Raw genomic sequence first — 17,115 nt, 5'->3', positions numbered from 1 at the left:
GAGGGGGAGATGGGGACCATCTCAAGACAAGCCTATGCAGAACTCTATGGCCCGACAAAGGGCGACCGTCTGCGGCTGGCCGATACGGAACTTATCATCGAGATCGAGGACGACCGCTGCATCTATGGCGAGGAAGTGACCTTCGGCGGCGGCAAGGTTATCCGCGATGGCATGGGGCAGGGACAGAGACCTGCTGCCGAAACAGCCGATCTCGTCATCACCAATGTCATCATCCTCGACTATTGGGGCATCATCAAAGCCGATGTCGGCATCAAGAACGGCCGTATTTCGGGGATCGGCAAGGCCGGAAATCCCGATATCCAGCCGGGCGTCGATATAGTCGTCGGTCCCGCCACAGATGTCATCGCGGGCGAGGGCAAGATCCTCACCGCCGGCGGGATAGACACGCATATTCACTTCATTGCGCCGCAGCAGGCCGAGGAAGCTCTGGCCAGCGGCACCACGACGCTCGTCGGCGGCGGAACGGGGCCGACGGTCGGCACGCTCGCAACCACGGTTACACCGGGGCCATGGGCCATCCACCGCATGTTGGAAGCCGTGGAGGCGCTCCCCATCAATGTGGGACTGCTGGGCAAAGGCAATGCCAGCAAGCCCGAACCCCTCCGCGAGCAGATAAGGGCCGGAGCTGTCGGCCTGAAGCTCCACGAGGACTGGGGAACGACGCCCGCCGCCATCGATAATTGCCTGAACGTGGCCGACGAGGAGGATATCCAGGTCGCCATCCATACGGATACGCTGAACGAAAGCGGGTTCGTCAAGGATACCTTTGCCGCGATGAAGGGCAGGACCATCCATAGTTTCCATACGGAAGGCGCCGGTGGCGGTCACGCGCCCGATATCATCACGGCGGCGGGCGAAGAAAACATCCTGCCGTCTTCAACAAATCCGACGCGTCCCTACACCATCAATACAGTCGACGAACATCTCGACATGCTGATGGTCTGTCACCACCTCAGCCCGAAAATTCCCGAGGACGTGGCTTTCGCTGAATCCCGTATCCGGCGTGAAACCATCGCGGCGGAAGACATTCTCCATGATCTGGGGGTCTTCTCGATGATGTCGTCGGATTCGCAGGCCATGGGCCGCATCGGGGAAACCACTCTGCGCTGCTGGCAGACGGCCCACAAGATGAAAGTGCAGCGCGGCCCGCTCGGCGAAGACAGCAGCCGGAATGATAATTTCCGCGCCAAGCGCTATGTCGCCAAATATACGATCAACCCGGCGATCACGCACGGTTTTGCGCATGAGATAGGCTCGATTGAAGTTGGAAAGCGGGCCGATCTCGTATTGTGGAAAACCGAATTCTTCGGCGTGAAGCCAAGCCTCGTCATGATCGGCGGCATGATTGCAACGGCCCCGATGGGCGATCCCAATGCATCGATCTCAACGCCGCAGCCGGTCCATTACCGGCCGATGTATGGGGTCCTGGGGCGCGCGCTCGGTTCCACCGGCGTGACTTTCGTGTCGAAATCGGCGCTGGATGACGGCATCGGCGAAAAGCTGAAGCTCAACAAGCAGCTCGTTGCCGTGAAGGGTATCCGGAATATCCGCAAGAAAGACATGATCCACAACGGGCTGACGCCCAAACTGGAGGTCGATCCGCAGAACTATCAGGTGCGGGTGGACGGTGAATTGATCACGTGTGAACCGGCTGACGTCCTGCCGATGGCACAACGCTATTTCCTGTTCTAGAGCGCCCTCGTGTCCCTCGGGACTACGCAAGGAAGCTCTACCTGTCGAAGCTGCGCATCGTGCTTCCGAAAATCGATTTCGATTTCGGGAGCCGATGCCGTAGCGGAGGAAATAGAGCATGTCTCCCGAAGGTGGAAACCGGTCTCGGGGTAAGGACATGCGTAGAAACAAACGGATGGAGCATTTCCGACGCTTCGATTGAACGGGGAAATGCTCTGGATCAATATAGAAGGGAATACGTCCATGCAGCTCAATGCAATGCGGGATCATCCTTCTCTGGGATTTATCGACTGGACGCTGCGCGGCATCGGGCAAGTGGTGTTCCAGAACAACCCGCTATCCGGATTGGTCATTCTGTTCGCCATTCTGGTGAACTCCTGGATTTACGCGCTTGTCTGCCTGCTCGGGGTTGTGTCCAGCACGCTGACGGCAATCATCCTCAAGGCTGACAAGGGCCTCATCCGCGACGGCCTGTTCGGGTTCAACGGCGTTCTGGTCGCCCTTGCGCTGGTCGCCTTCACCAGTGAGGATTTCCGCAGCGGCGCAGTGCCGTCGCCCGCCATGACGATTTATGTCATTTGTGCCGCTGCCTTGACCACCATGGCCTTCACCAGCATCGCCGCATTGTTGGGACCGCACAAGGTCGCGCCCCTGACAATGCCCTTCGTGCTGGTCGGCTGGCTGTTTCTGTTCGCCATTCTCAAGTTCGATGCCATAGATGCGGGGCCGATGGCGAAGCCGGTTTCACCGGAGCAGTTTTCCTACGCCATCCCCTATGACCTTCCGACCTGGTACATGGGGATCGGCACGGCCATCGGGCAGATATTCTTTCAGGATAACTGGATCACCGGCTACATCATGCTTGTCGGCATCGCCATCCACTCCCGGATAAGCGCCTTCATGGGCCTTCTGGGGGCGATAATAGGAGCGGTGATCGCCGCCACCTTCGGCGGTCCGGAAGGGGCCATTCGTGACGGGCTTTTCGGCTATAACGCGGCGTTGACGGCAATGGCGCTGGGCGGCTTCTTCCTTGTTTTCAACTGGAGCAGCTTCCTCTACGCCGTCTTCGGCGCCGTCGTGTCCACCTGGGTCTGGGCCTCGGTCGCGATATTCCTGAAACCGATTGGAATGCCGGTGCTGACCTCGACATTCGTGATCGTCACCTGGATCATGCTGATCGGCCAGTATGCTTTCAAGGCTCTGGTGCCGGTTGCTCCGGCGGATGCGACCACGGCGGAAGAAAATCTCAAACGATACAGGCAAACGCTCCGGTCACGACCGGAATAGGCGGCTGTATTGTGTTTCGTGCCAGGCGCTGGCCATGGCCAGCGCGGGTGCCGTGTTGCCGATTTCATCGTCATTCAGCGTGCGGGCCTTTTCGACGGCGCGCTCGATCTTCGCTGCGCCGGCGATAAGTATCCTCTGGCCTGCCGTATGACCGAGCGGCACGAGACGGATTGCGGCCATGATCTGGCTTTCAACCACGCTCCACATAAGGCCGCGCAGGGCATCGACGGGCGCGATATTCCAGTGACACGCTGCAATCGCAAAGGCCGCCGGATAGGTCGCGCGCTGGTCCGAAGCGAAGCTGCGGGCCCGCTCGACACCGAGTTCCGACAGCAATGTGAGCAGGGACTCGCCCATCCGGCGGTCCTCCAGTTCAAGTTCACTGCTTTCGCGGCTTGCTCCAAGCCAGTCGTTCAGACGATGGAATTCGGCCTCATTGTCCTGCATCAACGCCGAAACCATTCGCCAGAAAATAGCGCCGTCAAGCGCGGCGTAGCTATGTTCCAGAAGGCCGAATACCCATCCGGCACAGCTTTCCTCATTCGTGACCGTTCCCGAATGGACGGCCCATTCGAGGCCGCGTGAATAGGAAAAAGCACCCACGGGCTGGCTGGGACTGACCAGCCGCATGAGGTGCAGCATGGGCAGCGCCGGAGAATGCACGGGCATTTCCGGCACCGGCCCATCGTTTGGCATTTCAGGTTCAGTATTTCTCTTCGAATGATCCAGCAAGATGACGCTCACATCATCCTGCCATCAGGTAAAGTCCGCTGAGGGCCGCAAAGCCGCCAGCCACTCGCATTGCCATCTGCCCGCCGGATCCCTGCAGCGCGCGTCCGGCTGCAAGCCCTACGCCAATGCCCGCCGCGTGAAGCAATGCGGTCGCAAGCGCAAAACCGGCACCATAGGAAAGAAACGCAGCGCCGCCGATTTCTCCGCCATGCGCATAGCCATGGAAAAATGCGAAGAACCCGACGATAAGTGCAGCAGCCGGGGTCGATGCACGGAATGCCACGGCCACGAGAAGGCCGAGCACGATAACGGATGCGAGGATGACGGGTTCCACATAGGGGATCGGCACGCCGCTGAGAGCGGCTACGAAGCCCAGCAGCATGACGCCCACGAAACTCAACGGAACGGCGATGAGCGCGCGCCCGCCAAGCATGGAGGCCCAAAGACCGACGGCGACCATGGCAAGTATGTGATCGGCGCCGGACAGGGGATGAGTAAAGCCCGCCGCAAACGAACCGTGTTCGGCGGGGTTGAGATGCGCGAATGCGGGGCTTGCCATCACTGAAAACAGTGCGGCGGCAAGAAGAAATGTCCTTTTCATTTTCGCTTCCTTTCAACAACAATGATTATGCTTAGAAGGAACCAAACACAGACCCGAGCACGAAGACGACAGCGAGCGATATGATCACACCGACAATCACGGTCATGACCATGTCGAAATAGCTTGATGCGTGGGTCTGCTTGCTGATCTGCAGGAGCAGAAGCACCGTACCGTTATGAGGCAGAGCGTCCAGCGTGCCAGCGCTGAGCACGGTGAGGCGGTGCATGAGGTCGGGGCTTATCCCATACTGGATCGCAAGTCGCATATATTCATCGCCCAGCGCGTTGAGCGCTATGGCCATGCCGCCGGATGCGGTCCCGGTGAGAGCCGCGAGAGCATTCATGGCGACAATCAATGAGACGAGAGGACCGCCCGGCACCTCAAGCGCCGCATCCCGAACCACGGTAAAGGCGGGCATGGCGGCCACGACCGCACCAAAGCCGACGAGGCTTGCTATGGTGAGGATCGGCAGGACCGAGGAGTTGGCCCCGGCGTCGAGGCTTTCCCGGATTGCCCGCAGCCGGTTGAAATTGACCACCAACAACGTCACGATGGCCGCTGCCAGCGCAATAAGGACAGCCCACAAGCCGATCGAAGAACCGACGTCGATATTCCATGGCTCCTGCTCGAGAAACGAGAAATCGACACGGGGCAGGATAATCAGCGCCATCAGGAAATTCACGACGATGACAACGAGCAAGGGCAGGAGAGCAAAGAAGAAGGGTGGCAGCGCGGCCGCGCGCGCTCCGTGTTCGAACTCGGCCGGGTCGAAGTCGCCCGAGAGGGTCGATTGTTCCCTGACTTTCTCTGTGATTTCGACATCGCCCGTGTCATCGACATAGTTTTCGCCCGCAGCCCGCGCCTTGGCTTCCGCGCGCTGCAGCCACCACATGCCGAAGACCAGCGTAATGATGGAGGCTATGATGCCCAGTCCCGGCGCCGCGAATGTCGTGGTTTCGAAATAGGGCATCGGAATGGCGTTGTTCGTGGAGGGCGTGCCCGGCATTGCCGACATGGTGAAGGTAAAGGCGCCAAGCCCGATGGCCGCAGGCATCAGGCGCGCCGGTATGTTGGCTGCCTTGAACATTTCCCGCGCCATGGGCACGAGAACGAAGAAGGCGACGAACACGCTGACGCCGCCATAGGTGACGACTGCCGATGCAAGCACGACGGAAAGCATCGTGCGCTTCACACCCAGTTTCTCCGTCAGATATCTTGCAATGGATGTAATGGAGCCGCTGTCATCCATCAGCTTTCCGAAAATGCCGCCAAGCAGGAAAAGCGGAAACCATCGGCTGACGAAGCTTGCCGTTCCGCCCATGAAATTCGATGTCCAGTTGGCCAGAAGGGGCTCGCCGGAGAGAAGCGCGACAAGCAGCGCCGCCACCGGCGAAAGCAGAATGACGCTCCAGCCGCGATAGGCAAACCACATGAGCAGGGCTAGTCCGAGTAGTATTCCAAGCAAACCCATGCAATCTGACCCCTCAGTCGATTTTGGAAAGAATGCGTCCGGAATTTTTCGATGAAACTACTTTAGATGAAATAATTCAAGCACTATAATAAAAATATGATATCGCACAGATGACAAGTCTTCCTAATCTGCACAAAGAATGCCTATACTGCCTCCTGTTCAGTTGAGCGGCCCTGCCTGCGCACAATCAGCTGTAATGCGGGTGTCTGGCGCAAGGGCGGACATCTCTGCTTCATGGGGCAATTGCCTGCCTGATCGCCCGAGACATAAAGGACCTGCATGACGGAAGTCGTCGCAATCCCGTCTATCATGATCAATCTCGGGCTGGCGCTTCTGCTCGGCTGCGTGATTGGTCTGGAGCGCCAGATCAAACAACGCCATTCCGGCCTTGTGACGCACGGCCTGGTGGCGCTGGGCGCTGCGGCCTATGCTTCGCTGCCCTATTCGCTCGGCCTTGGTAGCGACCTCCGAATGGGGTCGCAGGTTGTGACAGGCATCGGTTTTCTCGGCGCGGGGCTGATTATCAAGGACGGCGCGAGCATCAAGGGGCTGAGTACCGCAGCCACGGTCTGGAGCACTGGCGCGGTTGGCGTTCTGACCGGTTACGGGATGTGGCCGCTCGCCATCGAAACGGCCTTTTTCATCGTCTGCCTGAACATTTCGCTGCCAAGGATCGCGGTGCTCGTGAACCGCTATTCCTTCGTCGAACCCGAGAACGAGCAGTTTTATCTCGTGAAATTCCGGTGTCCTTCGGAAAGCGAAATTCCGGTGAGGGCGCTGCTGATCCAGACGCTCGATCTGAAGAAACTCCGCTTCCACGCGATCCGGAGCCATCACATCGAAGGAAGCAATGAGACCGAAATAGAGGCGACGCTGTTCGCGGGCAAGGAAGATGACCGGCTGGTCGAAGCGCTGGTAGCGCAGATGAGCCTGCGTTCCGGCATTACCTCAACGAGCTGGCTGAAACTGGAAGACGGCGATTGGTGATCCGCCCTCTGGTTTTATTGCAAGCGGACTATACTATTATATCGAAACATGCACATACTTTCACATTCGCAGTAACGTCCTCCTGTTGACATTGAGGGGTCCGCAATGGACATCCAGCAACTGCAATTAATGGAACGAAAGACAGTCGAACAGAGAAAATGGAAAGGTTTTCTCGGTATCGGCATTCTGCTTTTTGCGGGTGGAATACTCTGCCTGTTCTTGCCCGCAATCTCGGACTTTGCAGCCAGCACCATGTTCGGGCTGGTGCTGATGGCCATCGGCGTCGTCAAGATAATCCAGTCGCTCTGGATCAAGAGCTGGGCAGGTTTCGTCTGGCAGGAACTGTCCGGCGTGGTGGAGCTTATAGGCGGGATCATGATCTATCTGAACCCGCTCAAGGGCGCGCTCGCCATCACCCTGCTGATTGCAATCGTCGTGTTCGTCCATGGTTTCCTTCAACTGGCGCTGTCCTGGAAAATCAGGCCCGCAGGCGGCTGGTGGTGGTTTACCCTGTCCGGCCTCATTGCCTGGTCCGCCAGTGCGGCACTGGTGGCGAAATGGCCTTTGACGCGTGACCTGCCGTCCGGATCAATCGCTGGAATTGCGCTGATGATCGCGGGCGTTGCCTATATCGGAATAGCCCTGAGTACCCGAAATGCGTGAGTGATCGACCGATGCCGTCCCGGAGGGAGGACACGCAATTGAAGAAGTCTCTCGTTCGTCGTTCTGTTACCGCTGCCCTTGTAACGATGCTCTGGACCTTGCCGGTGCTGCCCGGTCTCGCCCAGCAGCCTCCGGCTGGGGGAGCGCCTCCCGTGGTCGTGCGCAAAGTGGAATTGGCGCCCGCAACCGCGCCGTTTCGTTTCAACGGGCAGGTGGAGGCGATTGAAGCGGTCGATATTCAGGCCCGGATCACGGGTTTCCTGAAGGAAAAGGCGTTTGAACAGGGATCGGCGGTCAAGGCAGGCGATCTCCTTTTCGAAATCGAGCCGGATCAGATGCAGGCGGCGGTCATGTCCGCGGAAGCACAGGTCGCGCGGGCGGAAGCCGCCCAGAATGCCGCCCGGCAAACACTCGCCCGAACGCGGACCCTCGCCAACCGGAATACCGTTTCGCAAGCCGCTCTCGATGATGCGCAGGCCGCGTTCGACATTGCCACGGCGGATGTGCGCAACGCCGAAGCCGCGCTCAACAATGCCCGGCTCAATCTCTCTTACACGCAGGTAAGATCGCCGATCGACGGGACGATAGGACGTTCGCTCTTCACAGTGGGCAATCTGGTCGGCCCGAGCATGGGGTCGCTTGCACGCATCGTGCAGCTTGATCCCGTGCGGGTTGTGTTTTCCATCCCGGACCGCGCGCTGATCGCCATTCGCCAGAAGGAAGCGGGAGGTGGCACGGTCAGCCCGGAAAGCTTCAAGGTGAGCCTGACGCTTGCCAATGGTACGCAATATGGCGAACGCGGGACCATCCAGTTCATCGACAATGAAGTGAGCGCGCAGACCGGCACAGTGGCGGTGCGGGCGCTGTTTGCCAATCCGAACCATATTCTGGTTCCGGGGCAGGTGGTTGCCGTCAATCTCATGGATGAAACGGCCGGTGAATTGCCGGTGGTCCCCATGGCGTCCGTGTTGCAGGACCGGCAGGGCAAATATGTCTACGTTCTCAACGAAGGAAACACGGTTTCCCGGCGACCCATCGTGACGGGCACACGCATCGACAATGGGTGGTCGGTCACGGATGGCCTCAAGGCCGGTGAAACGATTGTCGTCGAGGGCTTGCAGCGCATCGCAGACGGGCAGGCCGTATCTCCCCTTGACCCGATCCCCGGCAGTGCAGGGGTGGGGCAATGATTTCAGAGCTGTTCATCAGGCGAACCCGCCTCGCAATCGTCATCTCGATCATCATTTCCATCGCTGGTGCGATTGCGATCTTTTCATTGCCTATCCAGCAATATCCGCAGATCACGCCGCCGACGGTCAATGTATCGGCCTCCTATCCGGGCGCGAGCGCGGAAGTGATCGCCGATGTCGTCGGCGGACCGCTGGAAACGGCAATCAACGGTGTCGATGGCATGATGTATATGTCGTCCACCAGTTCCAATGCCGGGCAGTATTCGCTGTCCGTCACTTTTGAAGTGGGAACCGACCCTGAACTGGCGCAGATCAATGTCCAGAACCGCGCGCAGCTGGCGATCTCCCGTCTGCCCGCAGCGGTGGCACAGCAAGGCGTGTCGGTCCGGTCCCGCTCACCGGATTTCGTGTTGGGCATAGCGTTCTACTCACCGGACGACAGCCTGAACGCCCTTGAAATCACCAATTTCGCCACGACCACGATTGTCGATGCGCTGGCCCGCGTACCCGGCGTCGGCGAGGCGAATGTCGTGGGCGCGTCCGAATATTCGATGCGCGTCTGGCTCAATCCGCAGCGAATGGACGCGCTCGGCATAACGGTCGATGAGGTTTCGGCGGCGATCCAGCGCCAGAATATCCAGGCGACGCTCGGTCAGGCTGGCGCGCCGCCCATGCGCGTGGGGACCGAGCTTCAATATACGCTGGTAGCCGAGGGACGGCTTCGCGATACGGAGGAGTTTGGAAACATCGTCGTTCGTACCGGGGCCGACGGTGCGAAAGTGTTCCTGCGCGACATCGCGCGTCTGGAACTGGGCGCACGCAACTATGCTTCGAGAGCAAGTTTTGCCGGTCATGAATCGGCTATGCTGCAAATCAACCAGTCGCCCGGCGCCAATGCGATCCAGACCGCGACAGCCGTGGAGGCGGAGCTTGAACGCCTGTCATCGAGATTTCCGGCGGGGCTGCAATATCATGTCGTCTATGATGCGACACGGTTCGTCGAGGCGAGCCTGCAACTGACCACCCGAACATTGTTCGAGGCTTTCGTGATCGTGCTCGCGGTCACATTCATCTTCCTTCAGGACTGGCGGGCGACGCTGATCTCGGCGCTGGCCATACCGGTCTCCATGCTGGGTGCGGTGGCGGTGCTGTTTGCGGTCGGCTATTCGCTGAACATGATTTCGCTGCTGGCTCTCGTCCTTGCCATCGGGCTTGTGGTGGACGATGCAATCCTGGTCGTGGAAAACGTCAAGCATGTGCTGGAAGACGAGCCGGACATTCCGGTCATCGATGCGACGCGCAAGGCGATGCACCAGATCACCGGGCCGATTATTTCCACGACGCTCGTCCTGCTGGCGGTGGTCACGCCCACCGCTTTTCTGGAGGGCATCGGCGGACAGCTTTACAGGCAGTTCGCAGTCACGATCTCGTCGGCGCTGGTACTTTCCTCATTCGTGGCCCTGACGCTCAGTCCAGCGCTTGCGGCGTTTCTGCTCAGGCACGGCCAGCGCGGTTACCGCAGGGGTCCACTGGCGTGGTTCTCAAGCTCCATGGAAAAAACCCGCGAAGGCTACGGCAAGATCGTCGGCATTCTGGTGAAGCACTGGGTCATACCGGTTGCAGGCGTCGTCGCCTGTTTTGCACTGGCCTATTTCGTCTTTGTCAATCTTCCCGCAACCTTCCTGCCTGATGAAGATCAGGGCGCGCTCTTTGTCGACATACAGCTGCCGAGCGCGGCTTCGCTCGACCGCACGAACCTGATCGTCGAGAATGTGCGCAAGACGCTGAGCGAGACCGAAGGCGTTCAGGATGTCATAACGGTGGCGGGGTTCAGCATCCTGCAGTCAACGAGCACGCCCAATAGCGCCATGGCCGTTGCCGCGCTTACGCCATGGGCGGACCGCGAGACGAAGGCTTTGCAGCTCAACAGTATCGTCAACGGCCTGCGCGCTAAGTTCTCGCAGGTTCCGGGCGCAAATGTTGCCGTATTCGCGCCGCCCGCAATCGCGGGTATGGGAGCGGTTGGCGGTCTCGATTTCCGGCTGCAAGCCTTGCAGGGCCAGCCTCCGCAGGAGATCGCGCAGGTGGTTGCCTCCTTGCTGGGCTCCATCAATCAGCGTCCCGAAATCGCTGGTGCGGCAACCACTTTTAACGCGAATGTCCCGCAGATCTATGTCGATGTCGACCGTTCCCGCGCCGAAGCCCTTGGCCTCAGCGTATCGGATATATATGCGGCGATCGGTGCGAATTTCGGCTCGCGCTACGTCAATGATTTCACTCTGAACGGGCGCGTTTTCCAGGTCAACCTGCAGGCCGATTCCGACTTCCGCGCGCATAGCGAGGATATCCTCAAGCTTCACGTCCGCAACCGCAGCGGAGCCATGGTCCCGCTGCGAAGCGTTGTGTCGCTGACCACGGTTTTGGCGCCCTTCGTCATCACCCGATACAATCTTGCAGCTTCGGCGCAGGTCAACGCCGTAACCGCACCGGGTTCCAGCAGCGGGCAGGCCATGGCGGCGATGGAACAGGTCGCTTCGGAAGTCCTGCCGGAAGGCTATGGCTATGAATGGTCGGGACTATCCTTCCAGGAAAGAAGAAGCAGCGGTCAGGAGACGCTCATCTTCGCGCTTGCCTTCCTCTTTGCTTATCTCTTCCTTGTCGCCCAATACGAAAGCTGGGCCTTGCCGGCAGTCGTGATCCTGTCGCTGGGCGCCGCGCTTTTGGGGGCCGTCGCGGGTCTCACTTTCTTCGGGCTGCAGAACAGCCTCTATGTGCAGATCGCCATGGTGTTGCTGATCGGGCTTGCCGCAAAGAACGCCATCCTGATTGTGGAGTTCGCCAAGGAACAACGCGAGGCCGGTCTGACGGCGGGGGAGGCTGCCCGTGCCGGTGCCGAACAGCGTTTTCGTGCCGTCATGATGACAGCCGTTTCCTTTATCCTCGGCATTCTGCCCCTCATCCTGTCGTCGGGCGCAGGCGCTGGCGCGAGACAGGCTGTCGGCGTCACGATCTTTGGCGGGATGGTGGCCGCCACCAGTCTGGGATTGCTTCTCACCCCCGGTCTCTACTTCGTCATTCAGCGACTGGCCGAGCATCTGCCCGAGCGCCTGGGCGGGCGACCCGATGAGAAAAAGGATTCAGTTTCTGAAACCGTGCAAGAGTGAAATTTCCCACAGCTTCCGCTCCATTATTGCGATAGTGGGAACGCAACAGAAAACGAGAGCATGACCATGAAAGCCAGACAATTCTTGCAGATAGGGCTGATCGCAGCCAGTTTCGCCGTTCCCCAGGTCGCGAGCGCCGAGGGAAAGACCGAATCTGAAAGGAACCTGCAGGCTTTTCCGGCCGCGCCGTCCGGTTCCTACCGCTATGTCATCCATCTTCCGCCGCTTGAAAAGGAACAGGATGCGAAAGTGGAAATCATCGCGGGGCGCAACGCAACCGTGGACTGCAATATAAGCTGGTTCGGCGGAAGTCTGACCCCGAGTACCGTTGAAGGCTGGGGCTTCGACTATTTCACCCTCACGGCAAGCGACCGCATGTCCGGCACCCTGATGGCCTGCCCGGAAGACAGCAAGCGAACCGATTTCGTGCCGGTGCGCGGCGAGAACTTCATGCTCCGCTATAATAGCCGCCTCCCGATTGTCATCTATGCGAAGGACGGTTTCGAAATCCGCTATAGAATCTGGAAACCTTCGGAAGAAACCCACAATGCGGAGCGGGGATAGGCGTCGCGCTATCGAGTAAGTCGATCGACCCCGCTATCCCGTCATCACCCGGTAGATCGCGGGCAGAGCGAATGGCAGTTTCGACAGTCTGGCCACGAGCGCATAGTTTCTGCGGCCGAAAAGTGCGGGGAGATAGCTGCTGGCCTCGCGGTCGACCGTCACGGCAAAGACGTTGACGCCTCTGGCGCGCGCTTCTTGGACTGCCCTGCGGCTGTCCTCAAGGGCGAACCGGCCTTCATAATGATCGACATCGTTCGGCTTGCCGTCCGTCAGCACCAGCAGGAGCTTCTTGCGGTTGGGCTGTTCGGCAAGCTTTGCCGTAGAATGGCGGATGGCTGCTCCCATTCGCGTATAGAAGCCGGGTTTCAGCGCAGCAATCCGGTGTTCGACCGCCGGTCCGAAAGCTTCGTCAAAATCTTTCACTGTCTCGACCCGCACCCATGAACGGCGGCGCGAGGTGAAGGTCTGGATGGAACAGCGGTCGCCGCAGGCTGCAATGCCATTGGCCAGAACCAGAAGCGCCTCCTTTTCCACATCCAGCACGCGCCGATTGTCGATCCAGGCATCGGTGGATAGCGACACGTCCACCAGAATGGTGACCGCAAGGTCGTTGGCCTTGGGGCGGTTCATCAGGTGCACACGGTCGCTCCCCTGACCACCGGCGGCAAAGTCGCATCGCGAACGGACCACGGCATCAAGATCGAGATCATTGCCATCGAGCTGCGCCCGCATCAATTCGCGGCCCGGACGCAGGATTTCGAACTGGCGCCGCACGCGTCGTACAAGGCTCATTGCTTCATCATCGAGTTCCATTGGCACGTCACGAGCTTGCGCGGGGGTAGCCAGAACGTGGCAATGATCCTGAAGATAGCTTGCCTTGCGGTAGTCCCATTCCGGATAGGTCAGTCCGGCGGTGAGAGCCGTTCGGTCGATGGCTTCCGGCGGCAGGTCGAGGTCGAACCGGAAACGGGCAGCAGGTCTGCCCTTGCGCTCACCCAGTGTCAGATCGTCAAGCTCGTCGGCGGATTTGGCGTTCTGCTCGTCGCTATCGTCGGTTGGCCGGTCGACGCTCACCATTTCGGCCATGGCCAGGATTTTTTCGAAGCGGTTGAGAATGAACGGGCTTCTGTCGGCCAGTCTGGGGTCCTGCTTCTCGCGATTGGCGATCTGCCGTCCGGTTTCGACGCCTTCGACCTTGCTGCCGGGCACCGGCTGGTCGTCACTGTCGCGCGGGGCGGTTTCCTCGCGCCTTATCAATTCCGGCCATAGTGGGGCGGGCAGGGCAGGCAGATAGCTCGCGGGCGCGCAATGCGGAAAGATCGTGGGGAGGCTGTCGTCGGGCAGTCCCGCGCCCTGTTTCAGAAGTGCCAGAATCCGCTCTTCCACCTGTCGCTCCAGCCCATGGAGCGGGCGTTTGGGGCGTGCAGCCAGCACTGCTTCGCACAACCGCGCATAACGTTTCTGCAAGCCGGGAAATACCCGGCAAGTCTTCGCAACCGTTTCCGATGCGACAGCAAGTGATGCAAGATTGCGGCGCAGCGGATCGGTGGGAAGCTCGTTCACCTCAACCGGCATCACCGCCATGTAACCGGCAAGCCAGACGTAAAGATCGTAATTGAGCGTGCGGTCGGGAAAAAGCGCGATCTCTGGCGGCAGCATCAATGTCGCTTCATCCCGCAACGGCTGGCTGAGTTTTTCTTCACCCAGGGCCATTCGCTGCCGCAGGCCCAGCCTGTGCCCGGAGGTTCGCGCGCGGGCGGGGGCAATCTGCACGGCTACGTCGCCGCCAAAACCGCGAAAGCAGATAGCGAGCTTCTGGCGAATATCGCCAAGCTGCACGGCTTGCTCGGGATAATGCGGCCATGATCCCGTCTTGCCGATCAGGCGATGCCACGCCCGACCGACGGTTTCCTCCAGTTCCAGAAAATCCAGCATGGTGCGCCCGCCTATTTCAGCATTGCATCGGCAACTTCAATCAGCGCGGCCTTCACGTCCGGCTCGTCGGTTAGAGGCTCGATCATTGCGGCGCGCGCCGCTTCGCGTTGCGGCATGCCCGCCTCGATCAGCGTGGCGCAGTAGACCAGCAGGCGGGTCGAAACACCTTCTTCCAGATCGTGGCCTTTCAACCCGCGCAGCCGGTGAGCCAGCGCCACCAGCGGCGCGACCTTCTGTGCGGCAAGTCCGCTTTCTTCACTCACCACCGCGATTTCCTGCTCTTTCGGCAGAAAGTCGAACTCGATGGCAACGAAGCGCTGTCGCGTACTGGGCTTCAGGGATTTCAGCAGGTTCTGGTAACCCGGATTGTAGGATACGACGAGCATGAAGCGGTCGGGCGCTTCGAGCAGCTCCCCGGTGCGCTCCAATGGCAGAAGGCGGCGGTCATCGGTCAGCGGATGCAGGACCACGGCCACGTCCTTGCGCGCTTCGACGATCTCGTCGAGATAGCAGATGCCGCCTTCGCGCACGGCGCGGGTCAGCGGGCCGTCAACCCATATGGTGTCGCCGCCCTTCAGCAGATAACGCCCGGTCAGGTCGGCGGCTGCCAGATCGTCATGGCAGGAAACCGTCGAGAGCGGCAGGCCGAGCTTTGCGGCCATATGGCTTACAAACCGCGTCTTGCCGCAGCCGGTCGGACCTTTCAGAAGCAATGGCAGCTTGCGCGTCCATGCCATTTCAAAAAGCGCGCATTCATTGCCCGATGGGCTGTAGGCAGGGATTGAGACACCGGTATTGTCGATATTTCTGAGAATGGAGTTCATGGCCGTTTTCCTTTGCATCAGGCGGTGAAGCCCCGCCTGATGGCGGGGCCTAGCGTCGATCATTCGGCGGGCTGTACGAAGCCGGAGGTGTTTTCGCGACGTTCCTTGCCCGGAACCAGCACGGCCCAGATGAACATGAAGGCCGAGATCACCACCACGACGCCGGAGCCGAGGCGTATCCAGTAGAATACGGCCAGCTGATCCTGCACGGTCATGAATGCTTCTCCGAGCACGCGCTGAAGGTGGGTCTGGACGACGCCCGCAAAGGTCAGGGCGAACGTCATCACGGACATGGCCGTGCACATCGCCCAGAAGCTCACCATGGAGAGCATCTGGTTGTATGGCGCCCGTCCACGCAGTTCAGGGATCGCATAGGCCATCACCGCAAGGTTGAGCATGACGTAGGCGCCGAAGAAGGCGAGGTGTCCGTGGGCGGCGGTAAGCTGCGTGCCGTGGGTGTAATAGTTGACCGACGACAGCGTGTGCAGGAACCCCCACACACCCGCTCCGAAGAAGGCCATCACCGAACAGCCGATGGACCAGAGAAGAGCCGCACGGTTTGGATGTTTGCGACCGGCTTTCCATGTCATCACGAAGGTGAAGATGACCATGGTGAAGAACGGGGCGACTTCGAGCGTCGAGAACAGCGAACCGATCCACTGCCAGTAACCGGGCGCGCCGATCCAGTAATAATGGTGACCGGTGCCGAGAATGCCGGAAAACAGGGCCAGCCCGACAATGACATAGAGCCATTTTTCGACGACCTCGCGGTCGATGCCGTTGAGCTTGATCATCAGGAAGGCGAGGATCGACGCCATGATCAGTTCCCACACGCCTTCAACCCACAGATGGATGACGTACCACCAGTAGAGCTTGTCGAGCGCGAGATTGATCGGGTTGTAAAAGGCGAAGAGGAAGAAAAGGGCAAGGCCCCACAGGCCGAACAGAAGGATGTTTGTTACGGTCGTCTTGCGGCCCTTGAGCGCCGTCAGTGTGATGTTGAACAGGAAGATCAGGCAGACGACGACAATGCCGACCTTGATGATGAATGGCTGTTCGAGAAATTCCCGCCCCTCATGAATATGGAACAGGTAACCGACAACGGCGATGCCTGCGGCGACGAAGAAAAGCCAGAACTGGATGACGGCGAGCCTGGTGCTGTAAAGCTCGGTTTCGGTCTCTTCCGGCAGCAGATAATAAGTCGAACCCATGAAGCCCATCAGCAGCCAGACCACCAGCGCATTGGTGTGGATCATGCGGACGATGTTGAAGGGCAGCAGCTCGGAGAGCGTGTTGGGCAGGACATAGATCGTACCGGCGAGAACGCCGAATGCGACCTGCGCGATGAACAGTACGAGCGCTCCATAAAAATAGAGCATCGCAACCTTTTGGCTTTCATATTTCATAATGTGTAACTCCGTTCATCCCGCGCTCAGCCTGCCTCGTTGGGCGGCCAGTCCTGCGTCTTGATGCGGCTGGTCCATTCAAGGAAATCAGCCAGATCGTTGAGTTCCTGTTCGCTCAGGTTGAACTGGGGCATCTGGCGACGCCCTTCGATCCCGGTGGGTTGTGCCTGCATCCACGCTTTCATTGTCTCGCGTGCGCCTTCGGGGTCTTCTTCCCCGCCCCAGCGCTTCCAGACATTGCCGAGCTCGGGCGCGAAATAGGCGCCTTCACCCAGCAGCGTGTGGCAGTTGATGCAGGAGTTTTTCTCCCAGATGTGCTTGCCGCGGGCGACGGATGCCGTCAGCGTCGATTCATCCGTGGACGTCGTTTTCATGTAGTAGTGGCTGTGCGCCGTCAGCCCCACGAAGATCGCGAAAAAGAAAATAGACCCGCCGTAGAAGACGTTTCGAGCGCCGGTCTTGGTTAGGCGTTCTGCCATCCCTTCGTCCTTTCATTGGCCGGGGTCAAAGCCCGGCAAATTCCCCCGTCGATAATGTGGCTGGTCATTTCCCCTCGCCAGCATCACGGGACAGGACCG

The 17,115-nt window shown here is 59.6% G+C and carries 14 protein-coding genes; 7 read left to right on the top strand and 7 right to left on the bottom strand.

Annotated elements, in window-relative coordinates:
- Positions 1 to 9 precede the first annotated feature (9 nt).
- Positions 10 to 1,713 (top strand): urease subunit alpha, encoded by a 1,704-nt coding sequence (gene ureC, locus JNC63_RS05455; protein WP_006466550.1) that lies wholly within the window; start codon positions 10 to 12, stop codon positions 1,711 to 1,713.
- A 243-nt stretch (positions 1,714 to 1,956) separates the two neighbouring features.
- Positions 1,957 to 3,000, top strand: coding sequence for an urea transporter (locus JNC63_RS05450; RefSeq protein WP_006472833.1), 1,044 nt, complete (start codon positions 1,957 to 1,959; stop codon positions 2,998 to 3,000).
- On the opposite strand, the gene JNC63_RS05445 is transcribed toward JNC63_RS05450, so the two are convergent.
- Genes JNC63_RS05445 through JNC63_RS05435 form a run of 3 tightly spaced genes read right to left on the bottom strand, consistent with a single transcriptional unit; the run spans position 2,986 to position 5,804 of the window.
- A complete protein-coding gene (locus JNC63_RS05445) occupies positions 2,986 to 3,696 on the bottom strand; it encodes an urease accessory protein UreF (protein WP_152848841.1) in 711 nt (236 codons plus the stop codon). The genes JNC63_RS05450 and JNC63_RS05445 overlap by 15 nt on opposite strands.
- 49 nt (positions 3,697 to 3,745) lie before the next feature.
- Positions 3,746 to 4,333: a HupE/UreJ family protein gene (locus JNC63_RS05440; protein WP_006466553.1), complete on the bottom strand. Its 588-nt coding sequence runs from the start codon at positions 4,331 to 4,333 to the stop codon at positions 3,746 to 3,748.
- 31 nt (positions 4,334 to 4,364) lie between these two features.
- Positions 4,365 to 5,804 carry a GntP family permease gene (locus JNC63_RS05435; protein ID WP_025091394.1) on the bottom strand — a complete coding sequence of 480 codons (1,440 nt, stop codon included), beginning with the start codon at positions 5,802 to 5,804 and terminating at the stop codon, positions 4,365 to 4,367.
- Positions 5,805 to 6,083: 279 nt separating this feature from the next.
- Between JNC63_RS05435 and JNC63_RS05430 the strand changes: the two genes are divergently transcribed.
- The 5 genes from JNC63_RS05430 to eco all read left to right on the top strand — a co-directional run bounded on the left by JNC63_RS05430 (position 6,084) and on the right by eco (position 12,372).
- Positions 6,084 to 6,791 (top strand): MgtC/SapB family protein, encoded by a 708-nt coding sequence (locus tag JNC63_RS05430; RefSeq protein WP_006466554.1) that lies wholly within the window; start codon positions 6,084 to 6,086, stop codon positions 6,789 to 6,791.
- 105 nt (positions 6,792 to 6,896) lie between these two features.
- Entirely contained in the window at positions 6,897 to 7,454 is a 558-nt protein-coding gene (locus JNC63_RS05425; RefSeq protein ID WP_006466555.1) for an HdeD family acid-resistance protein, read from the top strand.
- A gap of 38 nt (positions 7,455 to 7,492) precedes the next feature.
- Complete coding sequence (locus JNC63_RS05420; RefSeq protein ID WP_006471818.1) at positions 7,493 to 8,644, top strand: efflux RND transporter periplasmic adaptor subunit; 1,152 nt, start codon at positions 7,493 to 7,495, stop codon at positions 8,642 to 8,644.
- Entirely contained in the window at positions 8,641 to 11,808 is a 3,168-nt protein-coding gene (locus tag JNC63_RS05415) for an efflux RND transporter permease subunit (protein ID WP_006466557.1), read from the top strand. The genes JNC63_RS05420 and JNC63_RS05415 overlap by 4 nt, the downstream gene beginning before the upstream one ends.
- A 66-nt stretch (positions 11,809 to 11,874) precedes the next feature.
- On the top strand, positions 11,875 to 12,372 hold the full coding sequence (gene eco / locus JNC63_RS05410) for a serine protease inhibitor ecotin (RefSeq protein WP_235691658.1): 498 nt from the start codon (positions 11,875 to 11,877) through the stop codon (positions 12,370 to 12,372).
- A gap of 33 nt (positions 12,373 to 12,405) precedes the next feature.
- Here the strand turns inward: eco and JNC63_RS05405 are convergent, their stop codons facing one another.
- From JNC63_RS05405 to JNC63_RS05390, 4 genes are read right to left on the bottom strand one after another with little or no spacing between them, the layout of a single operon-like run.
- Positions 12,406 to 14,307: a nitric oxide reductase activation protein NorD gene (locus tag JNC63_RS05405; protein ID WP_006466559.1), complete on the bottom strand. Its 1,902-nt coding sequence runs from the start codon at positions 14,305 to 14,307 to the stop codon at positions 12,406 to 12,408.
- 11 nt (positions 14,308 to 14,318) lie between these two features.
- Positions 14,319 to 15,131: a CbbQ/NirQ/NorQ/GpvN family protein gene (locus JNC63_RS05400; RefSeq protein WP_025091395.1), complete on the bottom strand. Its 813-nt coding sequence runs from the start codon at positions 15,129 to 15,131 to the stop codon at positions 14,319 to 14,321.
- Positions 15,132 to 15,190: 59 nt separating this feature from the next.
- On the bottom strand, positions 15,191 to 16,537 hold the full coding sequence (locus JNC63_RS05395; protein WP_006466560.1) for a nitric-oxide reductase large subunit: 1,347 nt from the start codon (positions 16,535 to 16,537) through the stop codon (positions 15,191 to 15,193).
- 26 nt (positions 16,538 to 16,563) lie between these two features.
- A complete protein-coding gene (locus tag JNC63_RS05390; RefSeq protein ID WP_006466562.1) occupies positions 16,564 to 17,016 on the bottom strand; it encodes a c-type cytochrome in 453 nt (150 codons plus the stop codon).
- Positions 17,017 to 17,115 lie beyond the last annotated feature (99 nt).

The organism is Brucella ciceri, from assembly GCF_041930145.1.
Classification (GTDB): Bacteria; Pseudomonadota; Alphaproteobacteria; order Rhizobiales; family Rhizobiaceae; genus Brucella; species Brucella intermedia.
Note: the sequence above shows the minus strand (reverse complement) of the source record. Positions and strands in the feature narration are given on the sequence as shown.

Coding starts and splice junctions, on each gene's coding strand:
- JNC63_RS05450 (WP_006472833.1), top strand. CDS start 1,957: ATGCAGCTCAATGCAATGCGGGATCATCCTTCTCTGGGATTTATCGAC.
- JNC63_RS05395 (WP_006466560.1), bottom strand. CDS start 16,537: ATGAAATATGAAAGCCAAAAGGTTGCGATGCTCTATTTTTATGGAGCG.
- JNC63_RS05435 (WP_025091394.1), bottom strand. CDS start 5,804: ATGGGTTTGCTTGGAATACTACTCGGACTAGCCCTGCTCATGTGGTTT.
- JNC63_RS05400 (WP_025091395.1), bottom strand. CDS start 15,131: ATGAACTCCATTCTCAGAAATATCGACAATACCGGTGTCTCAATCCCT.
- JNC63_RS05415 (WP_006466557.1), top strand. CDS start 8,641: ATGATTTCAGAGCTGTTCATCAGGCGAACCCGCCTCGCAATCGTCATC.
- JNC63_RS05445 (WP_152848841.1), bottom strand. CDS start 3,696: ATGCCAAACGATGGGCCGGTGCCGGAAATGCCCGTGCATTCTCCGGCG.
- eco (WP_235691658.1), top strand. CDS start 11,875: ATGAAAGCCAGACAATTCTTGCAGATAGGGCTGATCGCAGCCAGTTTC.
- JNC63_RS05440 (WP_006466553.1), bottom strand. CDS start 4,333: ATGAAAAGGACATTTCTTCTTGCCGCCGCACTGTTTTCAGTGATGGCA.
- JNC63_RS05425 (WP_006466555.1), top strand. CDS start 6,897: ATGGACATCCAGCAACTGCAATTAATGGAACGAAAGACAGTCGAACAG.
- JNC63_RS05405 (WP_006466559.1), bottom strand. CDS start 14,307: ATGCTGGATTTTCTGGAACTGGAGGAAACCGTCGGTCGGGCGTGGCAT.
- JNC63_RS05430 (WP_006466554.1), top strand. CDS start 6,084: ATGACGGAAGTCGTCGCAATCCCGTCTATCATGATCAATCTCGGGCTG.
- JNC63_RS05390 (WP_006466562.1), bottom strand. CDS start 17,016: ATGGCAGAACGCCTAACCAAGACCGGCGCTCGAAACGTCTTCTACGGC.
- ureC (WP_006466550.1), top strand. CDS start 10: ATGGGGACCATCTCAAGACAAGCCTATGCAGAACTCTATGGCCCGACA.